Source organism: Rhodococcus ruitaii, from assembly GCF_055230935.1.
This window is the reverse complement of record NZ_JBUYWC010000008.1, coordinates 251,675-269,037: the sequence shown is the minus strand read 5'-3', so window position 1 is coordinate 269,037 and position 17,363 is coordinate 251,675. Positions and strand designations below refer to the sequence as shown.

The following is a 17,363-nucleotide window of genomic DNA, read 5'->3' as shown; positions in this document are numbered from 1 at the left end:
GCCGCTAACTGGCGGCGCGCCGGACCTTCACCGCTTCTGTGATCAGTGGGATCTGCAGGGGAAGGCGCGCCACGGCCAGAGCCTTCGCCGCGGGGGAGACACGGTTGCTGCGAAGCCAGCTCACCGCCATCTGTACGTTCGCGGGAAACACGGCGACGAACAACGCCGCGGCCAGGGTGCCGCCGAGCCTGCGCGTGCGGGGAACCGCCAGCGTCGTCGCGACGGCCAGCTCGGCGACACCCGATGCATAGGTGTAGTGACGTGCATTGCCCGGCAACTGTTTCGGCACGATGCTGTCGAATGGTGAGGGTCGGACGAAGTGCATGACGCCGGCGCCGGCGAGCAGAACGGCCAGGCGCAGCGCCGGGCCACGGGAACGTTGCGTAGACATGCACGCCACAGTAGCGCTCTGCGCGTAGGCTGCCGTCTGACCGGTGCGACACGCTCGGGACCGGCCGAGACTCCGCGACAGGCATTCGAGATTCAGTGATGGAGGCGCCGCGTGCGTAATCACACCGTCGTCATCGGTTACGGCACCAAGGGGCAGACCGCCGTCGATGCGATGCTCGGCGACGGGGTTCCCCCGTCCGAGATCGTGGTGGTGGACACCGACCCCCATGTCCTCGAAGCTGCGGAGCGGCAGGGACTCGTCACGGTGCAGGGTTCGGCCACGAAGTCCGATGTGCTGCGACTCGCGGGTGTTCAGCACGCCGCCGCTGTGATCGTCGCGGCGAACCGGGACGACACCGCCGTCCTGGTGACTCTCAGCGCACGCGAGATCGCGCCGAAGGCGAAGATCGTTGCGGCGATTCGTGAATCGGAGAACACCCATCTGATGAGGCAGTCGGGAGCCGATTCGGTGGTGATTTCGTCCGAGACCGCGGGCCGGCTCCTCGGTATTGCCACGACGACCCCGAATGTCGTCGATGTGATCAAAGATCTGCTGACGCCCGAGGCGGGTTTCGCGATTGCCGAGCGCGATGTGGACGAGAGCGAGGTAGGTGGGTCCCCCCGCCATTTCAAGGACATCGTTCTCGCGGTGGTGCGCGACGGCCGCATGTGGCGGATCGGTTCGCCGCAAGTCGATGCGATCGAGCCCGGCGACAAGCTCCTGTACATCCGGCTGGTGTCCGGTTCGGCTTCCGGGGCGATGCGCGGTTAGTGTGCACGGTGTGACGGCATTCGCATTGGGTGAGACACCGCTGTTGTCGCGCACGGTCGTCGAGCGTGCCGAGGAACTGCGCTCCGACGTCGACGCGTTGCGCGCCGGATGGGCAACAGCGAAGCTCCTGCGGATCGATCGCCGCGGCCAGGCGCCCGTCGACGGATCGGTGCTCGTGTTCGCCGACGCCACCGAACTGGGGTCCGAACCGGTATCCGGCGCGGTGTTCCTCGGGATTCGCGACGGTCTGCACGTGTGGGCGGTCCGTGTGCTTGCGCAGACCGGACCGGTCGGAGACCTCCGCCGGGTGGGCGAGGATCTCGGTGATGCCGACGCCGATCTGTTGGTCAGTGCCGTGGCGCTGCTCAACTGGCACGATCAGGCCGGGTTCAGCGCTGTCGACGGTTCTCCCAGCGAGCCCACCGTCGCGGGCTGGTCGCGCATCAGTACCGCGACCGGCCACGAGGAATTTCCGCGAACCGATCCGGCCATCATCTGCCTCGTGCACGACGGCGGCGGCCGTGTCCTGCTGGCCCGCCAGCCGTCCTGGCCCGAGCGTCGTTTCTCCGTGCTGGCGGGATTCGTCGAGGCAGGGGAGTCGCTCGAAGCCTGCGTCGTGCGGGAGATCCGTGAAGAAGTCGGCCTCGACGTCCACGACGTGCAGTACCTCGGAAGTCAGCCGTGGCCGTTTCCCCGCTCGTTGATGCTCGGATTCTCGGCGGTGGCGGACCCGGAGCAGAACGTCGAGTTCCTGGACGGTGAGATCGCGGAGGCGCGGTGGTTCACGCGCGAGGAGGTGCGCACTGCCCTCGAGGTGGGCGACTGGGCGTCGTCGGCAGCAGTACCGTTGTTGCTGCCCGGTGCGATTTCGATAGCCCGCGGGTTGATCTCCGGGTGGGTCAACGGTTGATCGCCTGCCCTGCCCGGCGTAGCCCGTCCAATGCGACGTCGACGATGTGGTCGGCGTAGTAGGCCGTCAGAGGCCCGGTCCGGAACAACCATCGCTGGCTCAACGGCGAGAAGATCGCGTCGAGAGCTGCGTCGAGGTCGAGGTCGTCCGGTAGCTGGCCGGATTCCTGCGCCGACCGGAGTCGCTGCTTCTTCAGCTGTCGCGTCGGCGCCTCGAACCGCTGCAGATACTCCTCGGCGAGTGTGTCGTCGGTGAGGACCGCGACGGTCAGCGCGCGGAGAGGTTTCTCGAAGGCGGGGTCGTGTAGTTCCTCGATCGTCGCGCGCATCACTGTTTTCAGGTCCGCGTCGAGATTTCCGGTATCGGGAAGACCGGGCGGACTCTCGGAGGTCTCCTCACCGGCGTTCTTGCGCAGGAAGGCGTCGAGGAGCACCGATCCTTTGGACGCCCACCAGCGGTAGATCGTCTGTTTCCCGACGCCGGCGCGCGTGGCGATTGCTTCGATCGACAGGCGCGCGTAGCCGACTTCAGCCACGAGTTCGATTGCCGCATCGAGGATCGCGGTGTGCGAGGCGACGCTGCGTCGTGACCGGTTCGGTTCGATGGAGGGCATGGCCTGATCATACGTCTGGTCAAGACGAGACGGACCGTCTTGACTCGCGCGAGGGATGTAACTACTGTTTCGTCTATAGCGAGACGGATCGTCTCGTCTTATTTCGAGGAGGCGCAGATGGCTCGATCGGATGCACGACGGCGCGTGTGGTTCGTCACCGGAGCGAGCCGCGGACTGGGTAGGGCGTTCGTCGATGAAGCACTCGCCGCGGGCGATCGCGTGGTTGCGGTCTCTCGCACGATCGACACCGTCACCGATCTCGACGACGACAGAGTGCTCAGACTCCCCATCGACGTTACCGACCGCGCCGCAGTTTTCGGAGCGGTCGATACCGCCGTCGAACGTTTCGGTCGCATCGACATCGCGATCAACAACGCCGGAACCATGTGGTCGGGGTTCGTGGAGGAGTTCGACGAAGCGCAGGTGCGCGCTCAGATGGAGACGAACTTCTTCGGGGCGCTGTGGGTGAGCCAGGCGGTCGCCGGCGCGATGCGTCGCCAGCGCGGCGGCCACCTCGTGCAGATCTCGAGCATCGGCGGTGTCGTCACTGGGCCGACCTCCGGAATCTACAGCGCCAGCAAGTTCGCTCTCGAAGGCGCGAGTGAGGCACTTGCCGCGGAGCTCGCGGAGTTCGGCGTCGCCGTCACCATCGTCGAACCCGGCGGATACTGGACCGACCTCTACGCCGGGATGGGATTCACCGAACCGTCCGACGACTACGCGCAGCTCCGCGCCCGTATCGCCGAACAGTTCGCGGACGCCGGTATCGACAGCGAACCGGCACTCGCGGCCACGGCGATCAGTGCACTCGTGGATAGTGATGAGCCACCAGTGCGTCTCATTCTCGGCAGTGCGGTACTCGACGCGGCCGTCGACGCAGCGAAACAGCGCGTCGACACCTGGTTGGCGTGGCAGGAGGTGAGCCGGGCCGCGGAGTCGGCTGTGCCGGGGCCGACGCCGCAGGCGTCACGAAAACCTCCGCCGTCGACCGGCCGATCTACAGACCCAGCGCCCGCTTGACGGCGGACAGCGGCGGATTGGTCGCAGTGCTTCCGTCCGCGTACTTCACCGTCGGGACTACATGGTTGCCGTCGTTGACACTACCGACGAACTCTGCGGCTGCGGGATCGACCTCGATGTCGATCTCGGCATAGCCGATGTCGTTCTCGTCGAGCTGCTTCTTGAGGCGCTTGCAGTACCCGCACCACGTGGTCGAGTAGATGGTGAGCGCGGGTGTGTCGGCGGTCGTCAGTTCGGAGGTCGTCATGACGGCGACAACGTCCCATGGGCACCGATCTGTTCCGTTTTCCCCGAACTGTGTTCTCCGACACAGTCGACGCGCGCGGTGGCGACGCCGGTCGATCGCGCTGTCGGTTCGCACTGCCATGATGGGGGCCATGCGTGTGGAAGCGGCGGTCGATGGTCTCGATCCGGAACAGGCAGCAGCAGTCCTCGCACCGCGGGGCCCAGTGTGCGTGCTCGCCGGCGCCGGTACCGGCAAGACTCGCACCATCACCCGCCGGATCGCTCACCTCGTGTCCGATGGACACGTCTCGGCCGGGCAGGTCCTCGCTGTGACCTTCACGGCGCGCGCTGCGGGGGAGATGCGTTCGCGTCTCCGGGAGCTCGGAGTCGGCGGATCGGGCCCGCAGGTGCAGGCCCGCACCTTCCACGCCGCCGCTCTGCGGCAGCTGCGCTATTTCTGGCCGCAGGTCGTGGGCGACATTCCGTGGCATCTGCTCGATCGCAAGTTCGCGGTCGTGTCGCAGGCGGCGCATCGCGCCGGTTTCCCCACCGACACCGACACGGTCCGTGATCTTCTGTCCGAGATCGAATGGGCGAAAGGGTCGCTCCACGCACCGGAGAACTACCCAGCGGCCGCCGCCCGGGCACGGCGCGAACCGCCCGCCGACGCCGAGCGGGTCGCGAAGGTCTACGCAGCATACGAATCCCTCAAGAACCGGGGCGAAGACGGTATCTACCTCGACTTCGACGATCTGCTACTGCAGACGGCGGGCGCACTCGAAGACAATCCGACGGTGGCGGAGGAGTTCCGCGACCGGTATCGCTGTTTCGTCGTCGACGAATACCAGGACGTCACCCCGTTGCAGCAGCGAGTGCTCGATGCGTGGCTCGGCGACCGGGACGACCTGACGGTGGTCGGCGACGCAAACCAGACGATCTATTCGTTCACGGGAGCCTCGCCGAAGTATCTGCTCGACTTCTCCCGCCGGTTCCCCGAGGCCACCATGGTCCGGCTCGAACGCGACTACCGGTCCACTCCGCAGGTCGTCGACCTCGCGAACCGGGTGATCGGTCACGCGCGGGGCCGGATCGCCGGCACCAGACTCCAGCTGATCGGTCAGCGCCCGCCCGGGCCCGAACCGGTCTTCGCCGAATACGACGACGAACCGGCCGAAGCAAACGCCGTCGCGAAGGCCATCGCCACGCTGCTGCGCGACGGCGTGGCGGCGTCCGAGATCGCCGTGCTGTACCGGATCAACGCGCAGTCCGAGGCCTACGAGCAGGCCTTCACCGAAACCGGCATTCCGTATCAGGTTCGCGGGGGCGAAGGGTTCTTCCAGCGCGCCGAGGTGCGTCAGGCGGTGAACGCCCTGCGTCAGACCGGCTCTCGCGACGATCTGCCCGACGACGCCGACCGCGGAACCAACCTGGTCAACTTGGTCCGGGCCACTCTCGTTCCGCTCGGCCTGACCGATGCCGAACCCGCAGGCGCCCAGGCACGCGAGAGGTGGGCGTCGCTCACCGCCCTCGTGCAACTCACGGTCGAGCTCCTCGAACACGAACCGGACCTCACACTCGCGAGCCTGCTGCGCGATCTTGCGGCGCGCGCCGAGGCCAGGCAGCCGCCGACCGTGCAGGGCGTGACCCTCGCGTCGCTGCATGCGGCAAAGGGGCTCGAGTGGGATGCGGTGTTCCTCGTGGGGCTCACCGACGGCATGCTGCCGATCACACACGTCACCGGCGACAAGGACACCGCACCCGACGAAGCCGGTATCGAGGAGGAACGTCGACTGCTCTATGTAGGGGTGACACGCGCGCGTGTGCATCTGCAGTTGTCGTGGGCGTTGTCACGCACCGAGGGCGGGCGGAAGACCCGCCGCCGGTCACGATTTCTCCTTGGGCTGATCCCCGACAGTTCACCGGCGTCGAAGATCATCGAACCGGTGCCGTCGAAGAAGAAACGCCCGCAATGCCGGGTGTGCGGCAAGCCGCTGATGAGTTCGACGTCCACGAAACTCGGCCGGTGCGAAGGATGTCCGTCGGATCTCGACGAGGACCTGCTGATGGCGTTGAAGGACTGGCGACGCGACCGATCCAAGGAACTCAAAGTTCCCGCGTATGTGGTGTTCACCGACAACACCCTGGTGGCGATCGCCGAACAGCAACCTGCCGACGATCGGGCGCTCGTCTCGATCCCAGGCATCGGGGCGAGGAAACTCGAACAGTTCGGGGCCGAGGTCCTCGCGCTCGTGCGTGGTGAGCGGACTGCCGACTCCCTCGACCTATAGGGCTCAGCGCGTCTGCAATGCCGGGGCGATCGTGGTGCTCCATGCTTCGCGCAGTTGATCTTCGAACAGTGCCCAGGTGTGGGCACCGGTGTCGCGCATCGACACCGTCGCCGGGACACCCGCTGCTTCGAGTGAATCGACGAACATTGCGGTGCATTGGTGGACGAGTGCTTCGACGACCATCCCGCCGACCGGTGGGATCGCGCCTTCGGGGATCTGGTCCACCGCACCCACGGCCCCGCGGGATGCGCTGACGTACACGGCGGTACCCGCCAGTTTCGCGGCGTTGGCGGCGGGATCGTGTGCTTTCCAGGCACGGCTGCCGGGCGGGCCCCACATATTGAACGGGTTGTTCAGCCCGCTGGCGATCATGGTCGAGATGCCCACGCTGGCAAGGAGATTGCTCGGGGCAGGGCACCCGCTGAACGATGCGGCGGCCTGGTACACCTCGGGTGCTTGGATCGCGAGATCCAGCGCGGGCCCACCGCTCATCGACAACCCCGCGACGGCATTGAGTCCGGTTCCGCCGAACTCGCGGTCGATCACACCCGGTAATTCCCGAGTCAGATAGGTCTCCCACATGTTGATGCCCAGGATCGGATCGGGGGCACCCCAGTCGGTGTAGAAGCTGAACCGCCCGCCGATGGGTAGTACGACGGTGACGTCCTTGTCGGCGAAGAATGCGGGAGCCTGCGAATTGTTCATCCAGCCGACACCGTCCTCGCCGCCGAGTGCACCGTTGAGGAGATACAGCGTGGGGAGCGAGCCGCCGTGTGCGGGCCGGAGAACGTCGTTGGAGATCACCCGATCCATTGCCGGGGAGTAGACGTCGACGACGGTGTGAGTGGGGGAGAGTTGCCGTGTCCCCACCACATGCGGAGCGCTGTCCGATGCAGCGGTACTCTCGGACGGCTGTGGTTCCGCGGGGGGCTGCGCCGCGGCGAGGCTGTCCGCGCTGATGGCGAGCGCTAACGCTGCAGCCGACGATACAGACAACACACGCAACATTGACCTCATATACAACTTCCGCATCACTCGATGGTCGCATTCGACACGACGCCCGGGGTTGCGTGGCGGTGTGGGGTCGGTTGCAATCCGGTCTCGTCCGGCCGTTGATCACTGATCCCGTGGCCGGAACGACCGACTTGTCGCTTCTGTCGCGGTCAGCACGAACAGAGGCAGAAGTGGTGGCCCGCCGGGTCGCGGAACACCCGGAACGTCGTCGCTGTCGACGGACCGTGGATGCGGGTGGCGCCGAGGTCGAGTGCGACCCGCTCGGCGTCGTCGAGATTCGGGACGGTGACGTCGAGGTGGGCGATGACGCCTTCGTCCGGCCATCGCTGCGGTACGAAGTCGGGTGCGAGCTGGAACGCGATCGCGGTGCTGTTGTCCCGGGCGAGTTCGACCCACTCGTCTCGGTCCGTCTCGATCTGCCACCCGAGCAGGTCGCGATAGAAGACGGCGAGTGCTCGTGGGTCGGGGCAATCGAGTACTGGAATGAATCTCGTCGTTGCGAGTGCCATGTATCCACGGGTAACCGGCGTCGGAGACGAACAAACCTGCAGGTAGAAAATAACTTGTGTCATTCGTGGGGGCATCACTACTCTGGATGACGATGTCACGGGAGAGCCCGTGCACGAAACATGGCAGGAGGTAGCACCGATGCTCGGCTTCACAGCGCTCGCGCTCATCGCTGCCCCCGCCGCCGGGGCAGCCGACGTGGCTGCTCCGCGCGCCCGTCGTGTGCGTGCAGCAGCCGTCTCGTCCGTGGCCAGGAGTCTGTCCGAGGTTTGCCTCCGGTAGACGATTCTCGAATTCCAGGCCACGGACACCGCCCAGCGGACCGTGGCCTTCTTGCTTTTCGGCCCGGTTCGCACCGCAATTCATCCGAACCATCGAAAAGGAGCTCTCGTGCCGAGCGACACCCTGTCGACCGCCCCGCACGATTCCGACGGAGATACCGGTGCGCGTGCCGGGATTCTGCCGTGCCACAACGACGACCCGGACCTGTGGTTCGCGGAGACGCCCGCCGACCTCGAACGCGCCAAGGAACTGTGTTCCGCATGCCCTGTGCGTTCGCGGTGCCTCGCAGCCGCCCTCGACCGCGAGGAGCCATGGGGAGTGTGGGGTGGCGAAATTCTCGACCGCGGGGCGGTTGTCGCACGCAAGCGCCCTCGGGGGCGTCCGCGCAAGCATCCCGTCGTCACCGACCCCGACAAGGAATTGGTGTGTGCTTGAACCTCTCCGGCGGCCGCGGGAACTCATCCCCGGCCGCCCGGACGGTCACCTGTCAGCGAATCCCGGCAGCCACTCGGTGAGGATCCGCATGTAGGGCGCGTATGCGTCCAGTTGAGCGCAGATCCCCACCGAACCCAACAGAACCCGGAAGATGCTCAGATACTCGGGCGGAAGATTCAACGTGCGGGCAGTCCGGAACTGAGGACCGGAGAAGTCGGTGGCCACACCCGCGGCTTGCTGCAGCCAGGACCGGGTGAAATGGAACGACTCGGTTCGGATCGGGTCGGTGAACGGACGGAGATAGTCGGCGATCTCCTGGTCCGTCACCGTCCGGCCGGGTAACACGAACTTGCTGTCGTACAACAGTTGCGTCAGCTCGTCGAACCGTTCGTCGAGTGCCAGCCGGACCATCCGTCCCAGTACCGGTGGGAAACCGTCCGGCATCGCTGCGGTGGCACCGAAATCGATGACGCCGAGACGCCCGTCCTCGAGGAGCATGAAATTGCCCGGGTGCGGATCGCTGTGCAGTAACCCCACTCGTGCCGGCGAGGAGAAGTGGAACTCGGCGAGCAGGGCGCCCGCCCGATTACGTTGCTCCCGCGTCCCGCCCGTGATGATCGACGACAATGGAGTGGCGGAGAGCCATTCGGTCACCGTGACTTTGGGGGCACTCGCGACCACACGTGGCACCACGAACTGCGGGTCATCGTCGAACGCTTTCGCGAAGGCGCGCTGATTGTCGGCCTCGGTGCGGTAGTCGAGTTCCTCCTCGGTACGCGCTGAGAGTTCGTCGAGGATTGCACGGATATCGGTACCCGGCATCACGGTGGAAAACAGGCTCGCGAACCGCGACAGCGTCTTGAGGTCTGCACGCAGGGCTTCGTCGGCGCCCGGGTACTGCACCTTGACGGCAACACCGCGGCCATCGGACCACACCGCCCGATGAACCTGGCCGATGCTCGCCGACGCGGTCGGAACATCGTCGAACGACGTGAAACGCTCGCGCCACTTGGTGCCGAGCTGTTGGTCGAGGACGTGATGCACGGCCTTGGCAGGCAGAGGCGGAGCCTCCGCCTGGAGTTTCGTCAGGGCCTCTCGATACGGTTCGGCGAACTCCTCGGGTACCGCAGCCTCCATCACGCTGAGCGCTTGCCCGAGCTTCATGGCGCCACCCTTGAGCTCGCCCAGCACGGTGAACAACTGCTCGGCAGCCTTCGTTGTCATCTCGGCGTCGATCTCGTCGCGATCGCCCCCGGTCAAGCGCCTGCCGAAGCCCACTGCGGCGCGTCCCGCGATGCCCAGAGGGATGCTCGCGAGTTTGGCGGTGCGGGAAGAGCTTCTGCGAGGGATGTCGGCCACGCACACCATCATGCCTGACCGAGCTGCATCCTCCCCAGCTCCGGGGGAGGACTCACCCGGAGCACTCGCAGTCCGGGTGACGAAACCAGCGGCGCCTCGACAACCGGTACGACGACAGATCGACTTCCACGGTGTGATCGACCACAGCCGGAGACACGGAGCCGGCAAGAGACACGGAGCCGGCAAGAATTGTATCGAGCTCTCCCAACGCGATGGCAGCGGTGGCGAGAACCACCGCGCGCTCGGCGTGCACGGGACGATCCCACAGCTGGGCGGCGAGGACGGGCCATGACGGATCGAGATCTGTGCGGGTCAGATCCGCACATCGCAGACAACTCGTACGCCCCGGGACGACGAATGGCCCGACGATCCCGCGCCCATCTCTCGTACGAACCGTCAGATGCGGCACACGGTGCCGCATGAGGTCGCGCACCACGAGTGGATCGGGCACCTGAATGTCGGCGAGGACCACACAGGCGAGACCCTCCTGGAGACGTTCGTCGCCGGTGTACCTCCCGGCCCGGAGCCATTTGGTGTCCCGCAACGACAGCTGCGTGCACAGTGCATCGGCGAGGGGACCGTCGCCGTAGATCCGGATCCGCTGCGCGGGCTCGGGGGCGACACGGGTCCGTGGCGGTGCAGACTTCCGGACGATCCCTGTGGCGACGAGGTCGTCGAGCAGCAACCGAACGTCGGCGGCATCCGCGCCGCGTTCGACCGCAGTCTCGACGACCTCGTCGTCCGTGTGCCGACCGTCCAGCAACTGAAGGACGGAACGCACGTCGAATTCGTCGAGACCTTCGGGTGGGACGACGACGCGGGCGGTCTCGGGCCCCCATCCCAGCTGCACACGACCATCGGCGCGTCTCAACACGAGCAGTGCGGGATCGAACAAGAGACCGTGCTGTGTGTCGGCATCGACCGCCGCTTCGATACGAACGGAACTACTCATACCGGGAAGCGTGCCAGCTCTCTCGACTGACCCGGGGTCGTTCAGGCCGGGTTATCCACAGGTGTCACGCCTTGTGACCAGCGTAAAGAAGGTTTCAGTTCGATTCGTCGGGATTCTTGTCGTCCGAGTCCTTCTCACGCTCGGCCTTCTCGCGATCCATCGTCGCCTTCAACTGCGCGATGGGGTCGTCGAACGCGTCGGTTCCGCCCCCGATCACGCGGTCGACGAACGCGGCGGGATTGTCGAGGTCGGAGGAGTCCGGCAGTAGGTCCGGGTGTGCCCAGACCTTGTCGCGCGCATCCGTTCCGGCATCGGTGGTGAGGCGTCGCCACAGCGTGGCTGCCTCCCGCAGCTTCCGCGGCCGGAGTTCGAGGCCCACCAACGATGCGAAGGTCTGTTCTGCGGGTCCGCCCGTGGCGCGCCGCCGGCGGAGTGTTTCGCTCAACGCAGACACGCCCGGGAGGCGGTCGCCGAGAGCGTCCGACACGACGATCTCGACCCAGCCCTCGACCAGCGCCAGCATGGTCTCGAGACGCTCGAGTGCGGCCTTCTGTTCCGGCGTGGTCTGGGGTTCGAACGCGCCCTGGCCCAGGAGCTCCTGGATCTTCGAAGGATCGGTCAGCGTTGCCGGGTCGATGCCCTGCGCGAGATCTTCGATGGCCGAGAAGTCCATCTTGATTCCGCGTGCGTACTCTTCGACAGCGCCGAGCAGTCGCTGACGCAACCACGGCACGTGGCTGTAGAGGCGCTGGTGGGCAGATTCGCGTGCTGCAAGGAACACCAGCACTTCCTGCGCCGGTTGCTCGAGCCCCTCACCGAACGATTCGACGGCCACCGGCATCAGCGCCGCAGTACCCTCGGGTCCGAGGGGGATCCCGATGTCGGTCGAGGTGAGCACTTCTTTCGAGAGTTGCCCGAGGGCTTGGCCTAGTTGCGAACCGAATGCGAGTCCGCCCATCTGGGCGAACATGCCCATCATCGGCCCCACCATCGCCCGGGCCTCCTCGGGAAGCCCCTGCACCATCATGCCGTTGACCTGCTCGGCGATCGGGTCGGCGAGACGCTTCCAGGTGTCGAGCGTGTTGTCGAGCCAGTCGACCGGTGTCCAGGCCACAGCCTTGGTGGCGCCGGCAGGCAACGTCGTCGCAGCATCGAGCCACAACTCCGCGAGGCGTGCCGCGTCGCGGACGGCATCGGTGGTACCCGCGGACACCGGGGTGACCGACCCGATCTGCTGGCGGGCCAGCTTGGTGGCGACGTCGTAATTGACCGGCCCGGAGTCGCCGGTACCCATCGCGCTGCCCATCCCGCTGAGCATCTGGCCGAACTGGCTCAGCATCTGCCCGAGCTGGGACGGATCGAAACCCTGCGCACCGAACGGGTTGTCGCCGCCGCTGCCGGGGGCTCCGAAGCCGAACGGGAATCCGCTCTCGGAGCCGCTTGCGCCGCTGCCGGACCCCCCGTCCTTCTTGCGGTCGGGATCGTCGTCGGGATTCGAGAATCCGAAGGGCGTGTCGCTCATACTCTCAACGGTACAAGGGACCGAGCGGGGAAACGGGCGGTGTGGTCACGCTGAACGCGAACACTGCGTGCCCGCTACCCTGGCCGGGTGAATCGACGCTTCGTGATGCCCCTTGCCGTTCTGCTCCCGGTAGTGGTCCTCGCGGTGCTGGCATTCAATGTCCGCGTGCCCTACGTTGCGCTCGGTCCGGGGCCGACCTTCGACACGCTCGGCGACGTCGAGGGGACACCGGTCATCGAAATCGAGGGTGTCGAACCTGACCCCACGACCGGTGAACTCGTGATGACGACGGTCGGTGTCACCGACAACCTGACCCTGGCGCAGACCGTTCTGGCCTGGTTCAGCGGCCGCTACGGTCTGTCGCCGCGTGAACAGGTGTATCCGCCGAGCCGCAGCAAAGACGAGGTCAAGGCAGCAGATCACGCACAGTTCGCGCAGTCCGAACGCAGCGCCGAACTGGCGGCACTCCACTACCTGGACATGCCCGTCACCCTCCGTGTCGCGCAAGTGGCCGACGACGCCCCGGCCGCGGATCTCCTCCAGGAAGGCGACCGGATCCTTGCGGTGGATGGCAACGCGGTCAGCACTGCCGGTCAAGTCCAGCGCGCGGTCGGCGATACCGTACCGGGCAGCGACGTGGAGATCACGATCGAACGTGACGGGGTCGAAGAGGTCGTCTCCGTTGTCGTCGGACGACGCCCGACCGAGCCGGACAAAGGCTTTCTCGGAATCGGCACCGAGGAGGTTCCGGATGTGCCGTTCACCGTCTCGTTCAACCTCGCCGATGTCGGTGGCCCGTCGGCGGGGCTGATGTTCAGCCTTGCCCTCGTAGACAAGCTGAGCCCGGGCGAACTGAACGGGGGCAAACTCGTTGCGGGCACCGGCACCATCGACTCCGACGGTGTTGTGGGGCCGATCGGCGGTATCACCCACAAGCTGACTGCGGCCGCGGAAGGCGGCGCCGAGTTCTTCCTGGTTCCGGCCGACAACTGCGCGGAAGCGCTGTCCGACACGCCCGACGATATCCGGCTGATCGAAGTGGAGACCCTCGAGGGCGCAATCGACGCACTCGCGTCCGTCTCGTCTGGTGGCGACGCGCCCACCTGCGGCTGATCGATCAGGGGGCGGCTGGTCGATACGGAGGCGGTCGGGGAGGAAGACGCGTTCAGTCGTCCTCGGCGGCTTCGAGGGTCGCATACAGAGCCTCGACGACATTCGGCGCGAGATCGTCGGCGATGCGTAGTTCGGCGCCCGCGAACGGATCGTCGTCGGTGGGACGAAGCTCGAGCAGGCTCATCGACGGGCCGTCGCGCAGCACCGCGGTGATCAAGCGCGCCTCGCGACGGCCGGAATGCGCTCGCGCGGTGCCGAGCGCCGCGTCGTCGGCCGCGTGTCGGTCGGTGAGCCGCGGGAGCATCGCGTCGTTTTGATCGGTTTCCGCGTTCGGGGGGAGCACGACAATCTCCTGCACGAGCGCGCACCCGGACACGGTGGCCGGCCAGCTGGTGGTCGCGAGGAACTCGTCCAGTGCCGGACCGCCACCCTCGATGTCGTCGGGCAGCAGATCCTGGACGATCGGCGTGTACTCACGGCCGTCGTCGAGTTGGTCGCTCAAGGTGGGTTCCGCGGCTGCGAGCAGTGCGGTGGGGACCAGCGCGAACATCACTGGCGGCCGGTCCCAGCCTTCTGCATCGACAAAGTCGATGATCTCGTGGACGGCATGCGAGAGCGCATCGGGGGAAGGGACGCGAAGAGGATCGTTCACATGCCTATCCTGGCATTCGAGAGTCCGCGATGTATCCACCGCAGCGGGCGGGTGCACTCACTGGACGCGGATTCCGTAGAGTAGGGCGAAACGGTCACCGGGTTGTGACACGAGGTGGAGACGGCGCGGATCGCCGCGTCGCCGTACGAGTTGGGAGCGTGGCACGTGGGCATGAGGCCCCCGACCGGAGTACCGAGTCTGACCAAGCGGAGCAAAGCTCTGTTGATTCTCGCCTTGGTGGTGGCCGTGTTGCTGCTTCTCGGTCCGAGAATCCTGGATACCTATACCAACTGGCTGTGGTTCGGGTCCGTCGATTTCCGTAGCGTTTACGTCAAAGTCCTTCTGACACGTGTGGCGTTGTTCCTCGCCGTCGGTGTCGTGGTGGCGGCGGTGGTGTGGCTGGCGCTGCTCCTCGCCTATCGTTCACGACCGGTATTCGTGCCCGCAGCCGGCCCCGGAGACCCGATCGCGCGGTACCGGACGACGGTCATGTCGCGGATGCGCGCATTCGGACTCGGCATCCCGATCGGTATCGGAGTGCTGTCCGGCCTTATCGCCCAGTCGAGCTGGGTGACGGTCCAGATGTTCTTCAACGGGGGGTCGTTCGGAACCACCGACCCGCAGTTCGGGTTGGACGTCGGATTCTACGCGTTCGACCTGCCGTTCTTCCGTTTCGTTCTCAATTGGCTGTTCGTCGCGATCATCCTGGCGTTCTTCGCGAGCCTGGTCACGCATTACATCTTCGGCGGAATCCGCCTCGCGGGCCGGGGCGGAAGCGGCGGCCACATCTCCAACGCGGCGCGTATCCAGCTGGCCGTCCTTGCCGGCCTGTTCGTCGCGTTCAAGGCGGTGGCCTACTGGCTGGACCGGTACGAACTGCTGTGGAGTGGCCGGAAGGAACCCACGTTCAGCGGCGCGGGATTCACCGACATCAACGCGGTGCTGCCCGGCAAGCTGATCCTCACGGCGATCGCCATCATCTGTGCGATCGCGTTCTTCGCGGCGATCGTGTTCCGCGATCTGCGGATCCCGGCCCTGGCGACGGCGCTGCTGGTGCTCTCGTCGATTCTCGTCGGCGCGGTCTACCCGCTCATGGTCGAGCAGTTCTCGGTCCGGCCGAACGCCGCAGAGAAGGAACGCGAGTACATCGAACGGAACATCGCGGCCACGCGTGAGGCATACGGAATCACCGACGACAAGGTGACGTACGAAGACTATCCGGGGGTGGGCACGGTCTCTCCCGAGGATGTTCCGGCCGACATCACGACGATTGCGAACACCCGCCTTCTCGATCCGAATGTGCTGCCGCGAACGTTCACCCAGCAGACGCAGCTCAAGAACTTCTACGGCTACCCCGAGTCGCTGGATATCGACCGCTACGAGATCGACGGCCGGGTCGAGGACTACATCGTCGCGGCTCGTGAGTTGTCGCCCACGAGCTTGACCGGAAACCAGACCGACTGGATCAACCGCCACACCGTGTACACGCACGGCAACGGCCTCGTCGCGGCTCCTGCGAACCGCGTGAATGCCGCGGCGAGTACCTCCGCGGAAGAGGCTGCGAACAGCAACAGCGGCTACCCGGTCTACATGGTCAGCGACCTCGCGTCCCAGGCGGCCGGCAACCAGGTCATTCCCGTCGACCAGCCACGCATCTACTTCGGTGAGGTGATCTCCGAGGCTGATCCCGACTATGCGATCGTCGGTGGCAGTGAGGGCTCAGCGCCCCGTGAGTACGACACCGACACCGAGACATACACCTATACGGGTGAGGGTGGCGTCGACATCGGCAACTGGATCAATCGCTTTGCTTTCGCCGCCACATACGCCGAGCGCAACATTCTCTTCTCCAGCGCCATCGGCAGCGAATCGAAGATTCTGTACAACCGCGACCCGCGCGAGCGCGTGACGAAGGTTGCGCCGTGGCTCACCGCCGACGGCGATGCCTACCCGGCAGCGGTGGACGGCCGCATCGTGTGGATCGTCGACGCGTACACCACGCTCGACAACTATCCGTACGCCCAGCGCAGTTCGCTCGAAGGTCTCCTCGAGGACAGCATCGATCAGAACACCGGACGCCTGCTGCCCCGCAAGGAGGTCTCGTACATCCGTAACTCGGTGAAGGCGACCGTCGATGCGTACGACGGCAGCGTCACGCTCTACCAGGTCGACGAGCAGGATCCCGTCCTCAACGCGTGGATGGGAGTCTTCCCGGACGCCGTGACATCGGAGGACCAGATCTCCGACGAGCTCCGTTCGCACTTCCGCTACCCCGAGGATCTGTTCAAGGTGCAACGGGAGATGCTCGCGAAGTACCACGTCGACGAACCGCTCGAGTTCTTCACCAACAATGCGTTCTGGTCGGTTCCGGCGGACCCGACGGTGGATACCAGCGCCAATCAGCCGCCGTACTACCTGCTGATGGGTGACGAGGAGACCGCCGACGCCAGATTCCGACTGACGTCCGCCATGGTGGGCTACAACCGACAGTTCCTGTCCGCCTACATTTCGGTGGAGGCCGACCCGGAGAACTACGGGCAGTTCAACATTCTGCGGTTGCCGACCGATACCCAGACATTCGGTCCGGAACAGACGCAGAATGCGATGATCTCCGACACCCGTGTCGCGTCGGAGCGGACGTTGCTCGAGAGATCCAACCGGATCCAATACGGCAACCTCTTGACTTTGCCGATCGCGGAAGGCGGCATTCTGTACGTCCAGCCGATGTACACCGAGCGCAACGCGACGGGTGGTAGTACATCGACGTTCCCGCAGCTCTCGCGTGTACTGGTCAGCTACCGCGAGCCGGGTGCCGGTGGCGGCGTGCGGATCGGTTACGCACCCACTCTGGCTGCGGCGCTGGATCAGGTGTTCGGGCCGGGCGTCGGTGATGTCGCGACAGCTCCGGGCGGTTCGGCTGTGTCGAGCGCGGAGGTCGAGGACGACACTCGCGATGAAGCGATCGAGGGAGGTACGGTCGTAGAGGGTGCGGTGCCTGACGGAAGTCAGCAACCGGAGCCCGGAACGCCCCCTGTGACGGTTCCGCCCGCGAGTCGTGAGGCCGCGGTGACCGAGCTCGATTCGGCACTCGACGATCTCGCCAACGCGCAGCGCAGTGGTGACTTCGACGCGTACGGCAATGCTCTTGCCCGGGTGCAGCGCGCCGTCGAGGGTTACCAGTCGAGTGGGGGCTGACCACCGGCTGTGCACGCGGTGGCGCCACGCCACGTGACGAGATGACGACGTCGCGCCGATCGGCGCGACGTCGTCATGTCTCGGTAGGTGCGGGCATGGCCGGAAGTGGTTCAG

Annotated in this window: 16 protein-coding genes and 1 pseudogene; 8 read left to right on the top strand and 9 right to left on the bottom strand. The window is 65.9% G+C overall.

Going from position 1 to position 17,363, the window contains the following annotated elements:
* Window positions 1-4: 4 nt before the first annotated feature.
* Window positions 5-391 (bottom strand): DoxX family protein, encoded by a 387-nt coding sequence (locus tag ACZI8W_RS12675; protein WP_463368834.1) that lies wholly within the window; start codon window positions 389-391, stop codon window positions 5-7.
* Window positions 392-457: 66 nt separating this feature from the next.
* Here ACZI8W_RS12675 and ACZI8W_RS12670 point away from each other — a divergent pair.
* A pseudogene (locus ACZI8W_RS12670) lies at window positions 458-1,162 on the top strand (potassium channel family protein); the annotation flags it as partial.
* Window positions 1,163-1,172: 10 nt separating this feature from the next.
* The gene (gene nudC / locus ACZI8W_RS12665) at window positions 1,173-2,072 is read left to right on the top strand and encodes an NAD(+) diphosphatase (RefSeq protein WP_463368833.1); all 900 of its coding nucleotides are present in this window, start codon (window positions 1,173-1,175) and stop codon (window positions 2,070-2,072) included.
* On the opposite strand, the gene ACZI8W_RS12660 is transcribed toward nudC, so the two are convergent.
* Window positions 2,062-2,685, bottom strand: a complete 624-nt coding sequence (locus ACZI8W_RS12660; protein WP_463368832.1) for a TetR/AcrR family transcriptional regulator — start codon at window positions 2,683-2,685, stop codon at window positions 2,062-2,064. The genes nudC and ACZI8W_RS12660 overlap by 11 nt on opposite strands.
* Window positions 2,686-2,802: 117 nt before the next feature.
* Here ACZI8W_RS12660 and ACZI8W_RS12655 point away from each other — a divergent pair, with 117 nt between their 5' ends.
* Entirely contained in the window at window positions 2,803-3,705 is a 903-nt protein-coding gene (locus ACZI8W_RS12655) for an SDR family NAD(P)-dependent oxidoreductase (RefSeq protein ID WP_463368831.1), read from the top strand.
* On the opposite strand, the gene ACZI8W_RS12650 is transcribed toward ACZI8W_RS12655, so the two are convergent.
* Window positions 3,683-3,952, bottom strand: a complete 270-nt coding sequence (locus tag ACZI8W_RS12650) for a mycoredoxin (RefSeq protein ID WP_463368830.1) — start codon at window positions 3,950-3,952, stop codon at window positions 3,683-3,685. The genes ACZI8W_RS12655 and ACZI8W_RS12650 overlap by 23 nt on opposite strands.
* A gap of 130 nt (window positions 3,953-4,082) precedes the next feature.
* On the opposite strand from ACZI8W_RS12650, the gene ACZI8W_RS12645 reads away from it, so the two are divergent.
* The gene (locus ACZI8W_RS12645) at window positions 4,083-6,218 is read left to right on the top strand and encodes an ATP-dependent DNA helicase UvrD2 (RefSeq protein WP_463368829.1); all 2,136 of its coding nucleotides are present in this window, start codon (window positions 4,083-4,085) and stop codon (window positions 6,216-6,218) included.
* Between the two features lie 3 nt (window positions 6,219-6,221).
* Here ACZI8W_RS12645 and ACZI8W_RS12640 read toward each other — a convergent pair whose 3' ends face one another.
* Window positions 6,222-7,217, bottom strand: coding sequence for an alpha/beta hydrolase (locus ACZI8W_RS12640; protein ID WP_463368828.1), 996 nt, complete (start codon window positions 7,215-7,217; stop codon window positions 6,222-6,224).
* A 164-nt stretch (window positions 7,218-7,381) separates the two neighbouring features.
* The gene (locus ACZI8W_RS12635) at window positions 7,382-7,741 is read right to left on the bottom strand and encodes a VOC family protein (RefSeq protein ID WP_463368827.1); all 360 of its coding nucleotides are present in this window, start codon (window positions 7,739-7,741) and stop codon (window positions 7,382-7,384) included.
* 109 nt (window positions 7,742-7,850) lie between these two features.
* Here ACZI8W_RS12635 and ACZI8W_RS12630 point away from each other — a divergent pair, with 109 nt between their 5' ends.
* Together ACZI8W_RS12630 and ACZI8W_RS12625 are read left to right on the top strand one after the other, a co-directional pair.
* Window positions 7,851-8,021 carry a hypothetical protein gene (locus ACZI8W_RS12630; protein ID WP_463368826.1) on the top strand — a complete coding sequence of 57 codons (171 nt, stop codon included), beginning with the start codon at window positions 7,851-7,853 and terminating at the stop codon, window positions 8,019-8,021.
* 123 nt (window positions 8,022-8,144) lie between these two features.
* Complete coding sequence (locus tag ACZI8W_RS12625; RefSeq protein WP_463368879.1) at window positions 8,145-8,456, top strand: WhiB family transcriptional regulator; 312 nt, start codon at window positions 8,145-8,147, stop codon at window positions 8,454-8,456.
* Window positions 8,457-8,501: 45 nt separating this feature from the next.
* Here ACZI8W_RS12625 and ACZI8W_RS12620 read toward each other — a convergent pair whose 3' ends face one another.
* The 3 genes from ACZI8W_RS12620 to ACZI8W_RS12610 all read right to left on the bottom strand — a co-directional run bounded on the left by ACZI8W_RS12620 (window position 8,502) and on the right by ACZI8W_RS12610 (window position 12,289).
* Window positions 8,502-9,827 carry an ABC1 kinase family protein gene (locus ACZI8W_RS12620; protein ID WP_463368825.1) on the bottom strand — a complete coding sequence of 442 codons (1,326 nt, stop codon included), beginning with the start codon at window positions 9,825-9,827 and terminating at the stop codon, window positions 8,502-8,504.
* A gap of 40 nt (window positions 9,828-9,867) precedes the next feature.
* On the bottom strand, window positions 9,868-10,767 hold the full coding sequence (locus ACZI8W_RS12615) for a TOMM precursor leader peptide-binding protein (RefSeq protein ID WP_463368824.1): 900 nt from the start codon (window positions 10,765-10,767) through the stop codon (window positions 9,868-9,870).
* A 94-nt stretch (window positions 10,768-10,861) separates the two neighbouring features.
* On the bottom strand, window positions 10,862-12,289 hold the full coding sequence (locus ACZI8W_RS12610) for a zinc-dependent metalloprotease (RefSeq protein WP_463368823.1): 1,428 nt from the start codon (window positions 12,287-12,289) through the stop codon (window positions 10,862-10,864).
* A gap of 87 nt (window positions 12,290-12,376) precedes the next feature.
* Here ACZI8W_RS12610 and ACZI8W_RS12605 point away from each other — a divergent pair, with 87 nt between their 5' ends.
* Window positions 12,377-13,402, top strand: a complete 1,026-nt coding sequence (locus ACZI8W_RS12605; RefSeq protein WP_463368822.1) for a YlbL family protein — start codon at window positions 12,377-12,379, stop codon at window positions 13,400-13,402.
* Between the two features lie 52 nt (window positions 13,403-13,454).
* Here ACZI8W_RS12605 and ACZI8W_RS12600 read toward each other — a convergent pair whose 3' ends face one another.
* Window positions 13,455-14,054, bottom strand: a complete 600-nt coding sequence (locus ACZI8W_RS12600; protein WP_463368821.1) for a PPA1309 family protein — start codon at window positions 14,052-14,054, stop codon at window positions 13,455-13,457.
* Window positions 14,055-14,219: 165 nt separating this feature from the next.
* Here ACZI8W_RS12600 and ACZI8W_RS12595 point away from each other — a divergent pair, with 165 nt between their 5' ends.
* Entirely contained in the window at window positions 14,220-17,249 is a 3,030-nt protein-coding gene (locus ACZI8W_RS12595) for a UPF0182 family protein (protein WP_463368820.1), read from the top strand.
* Window positions 17,250-17,363: the final 114 nt, after the last annotated feature.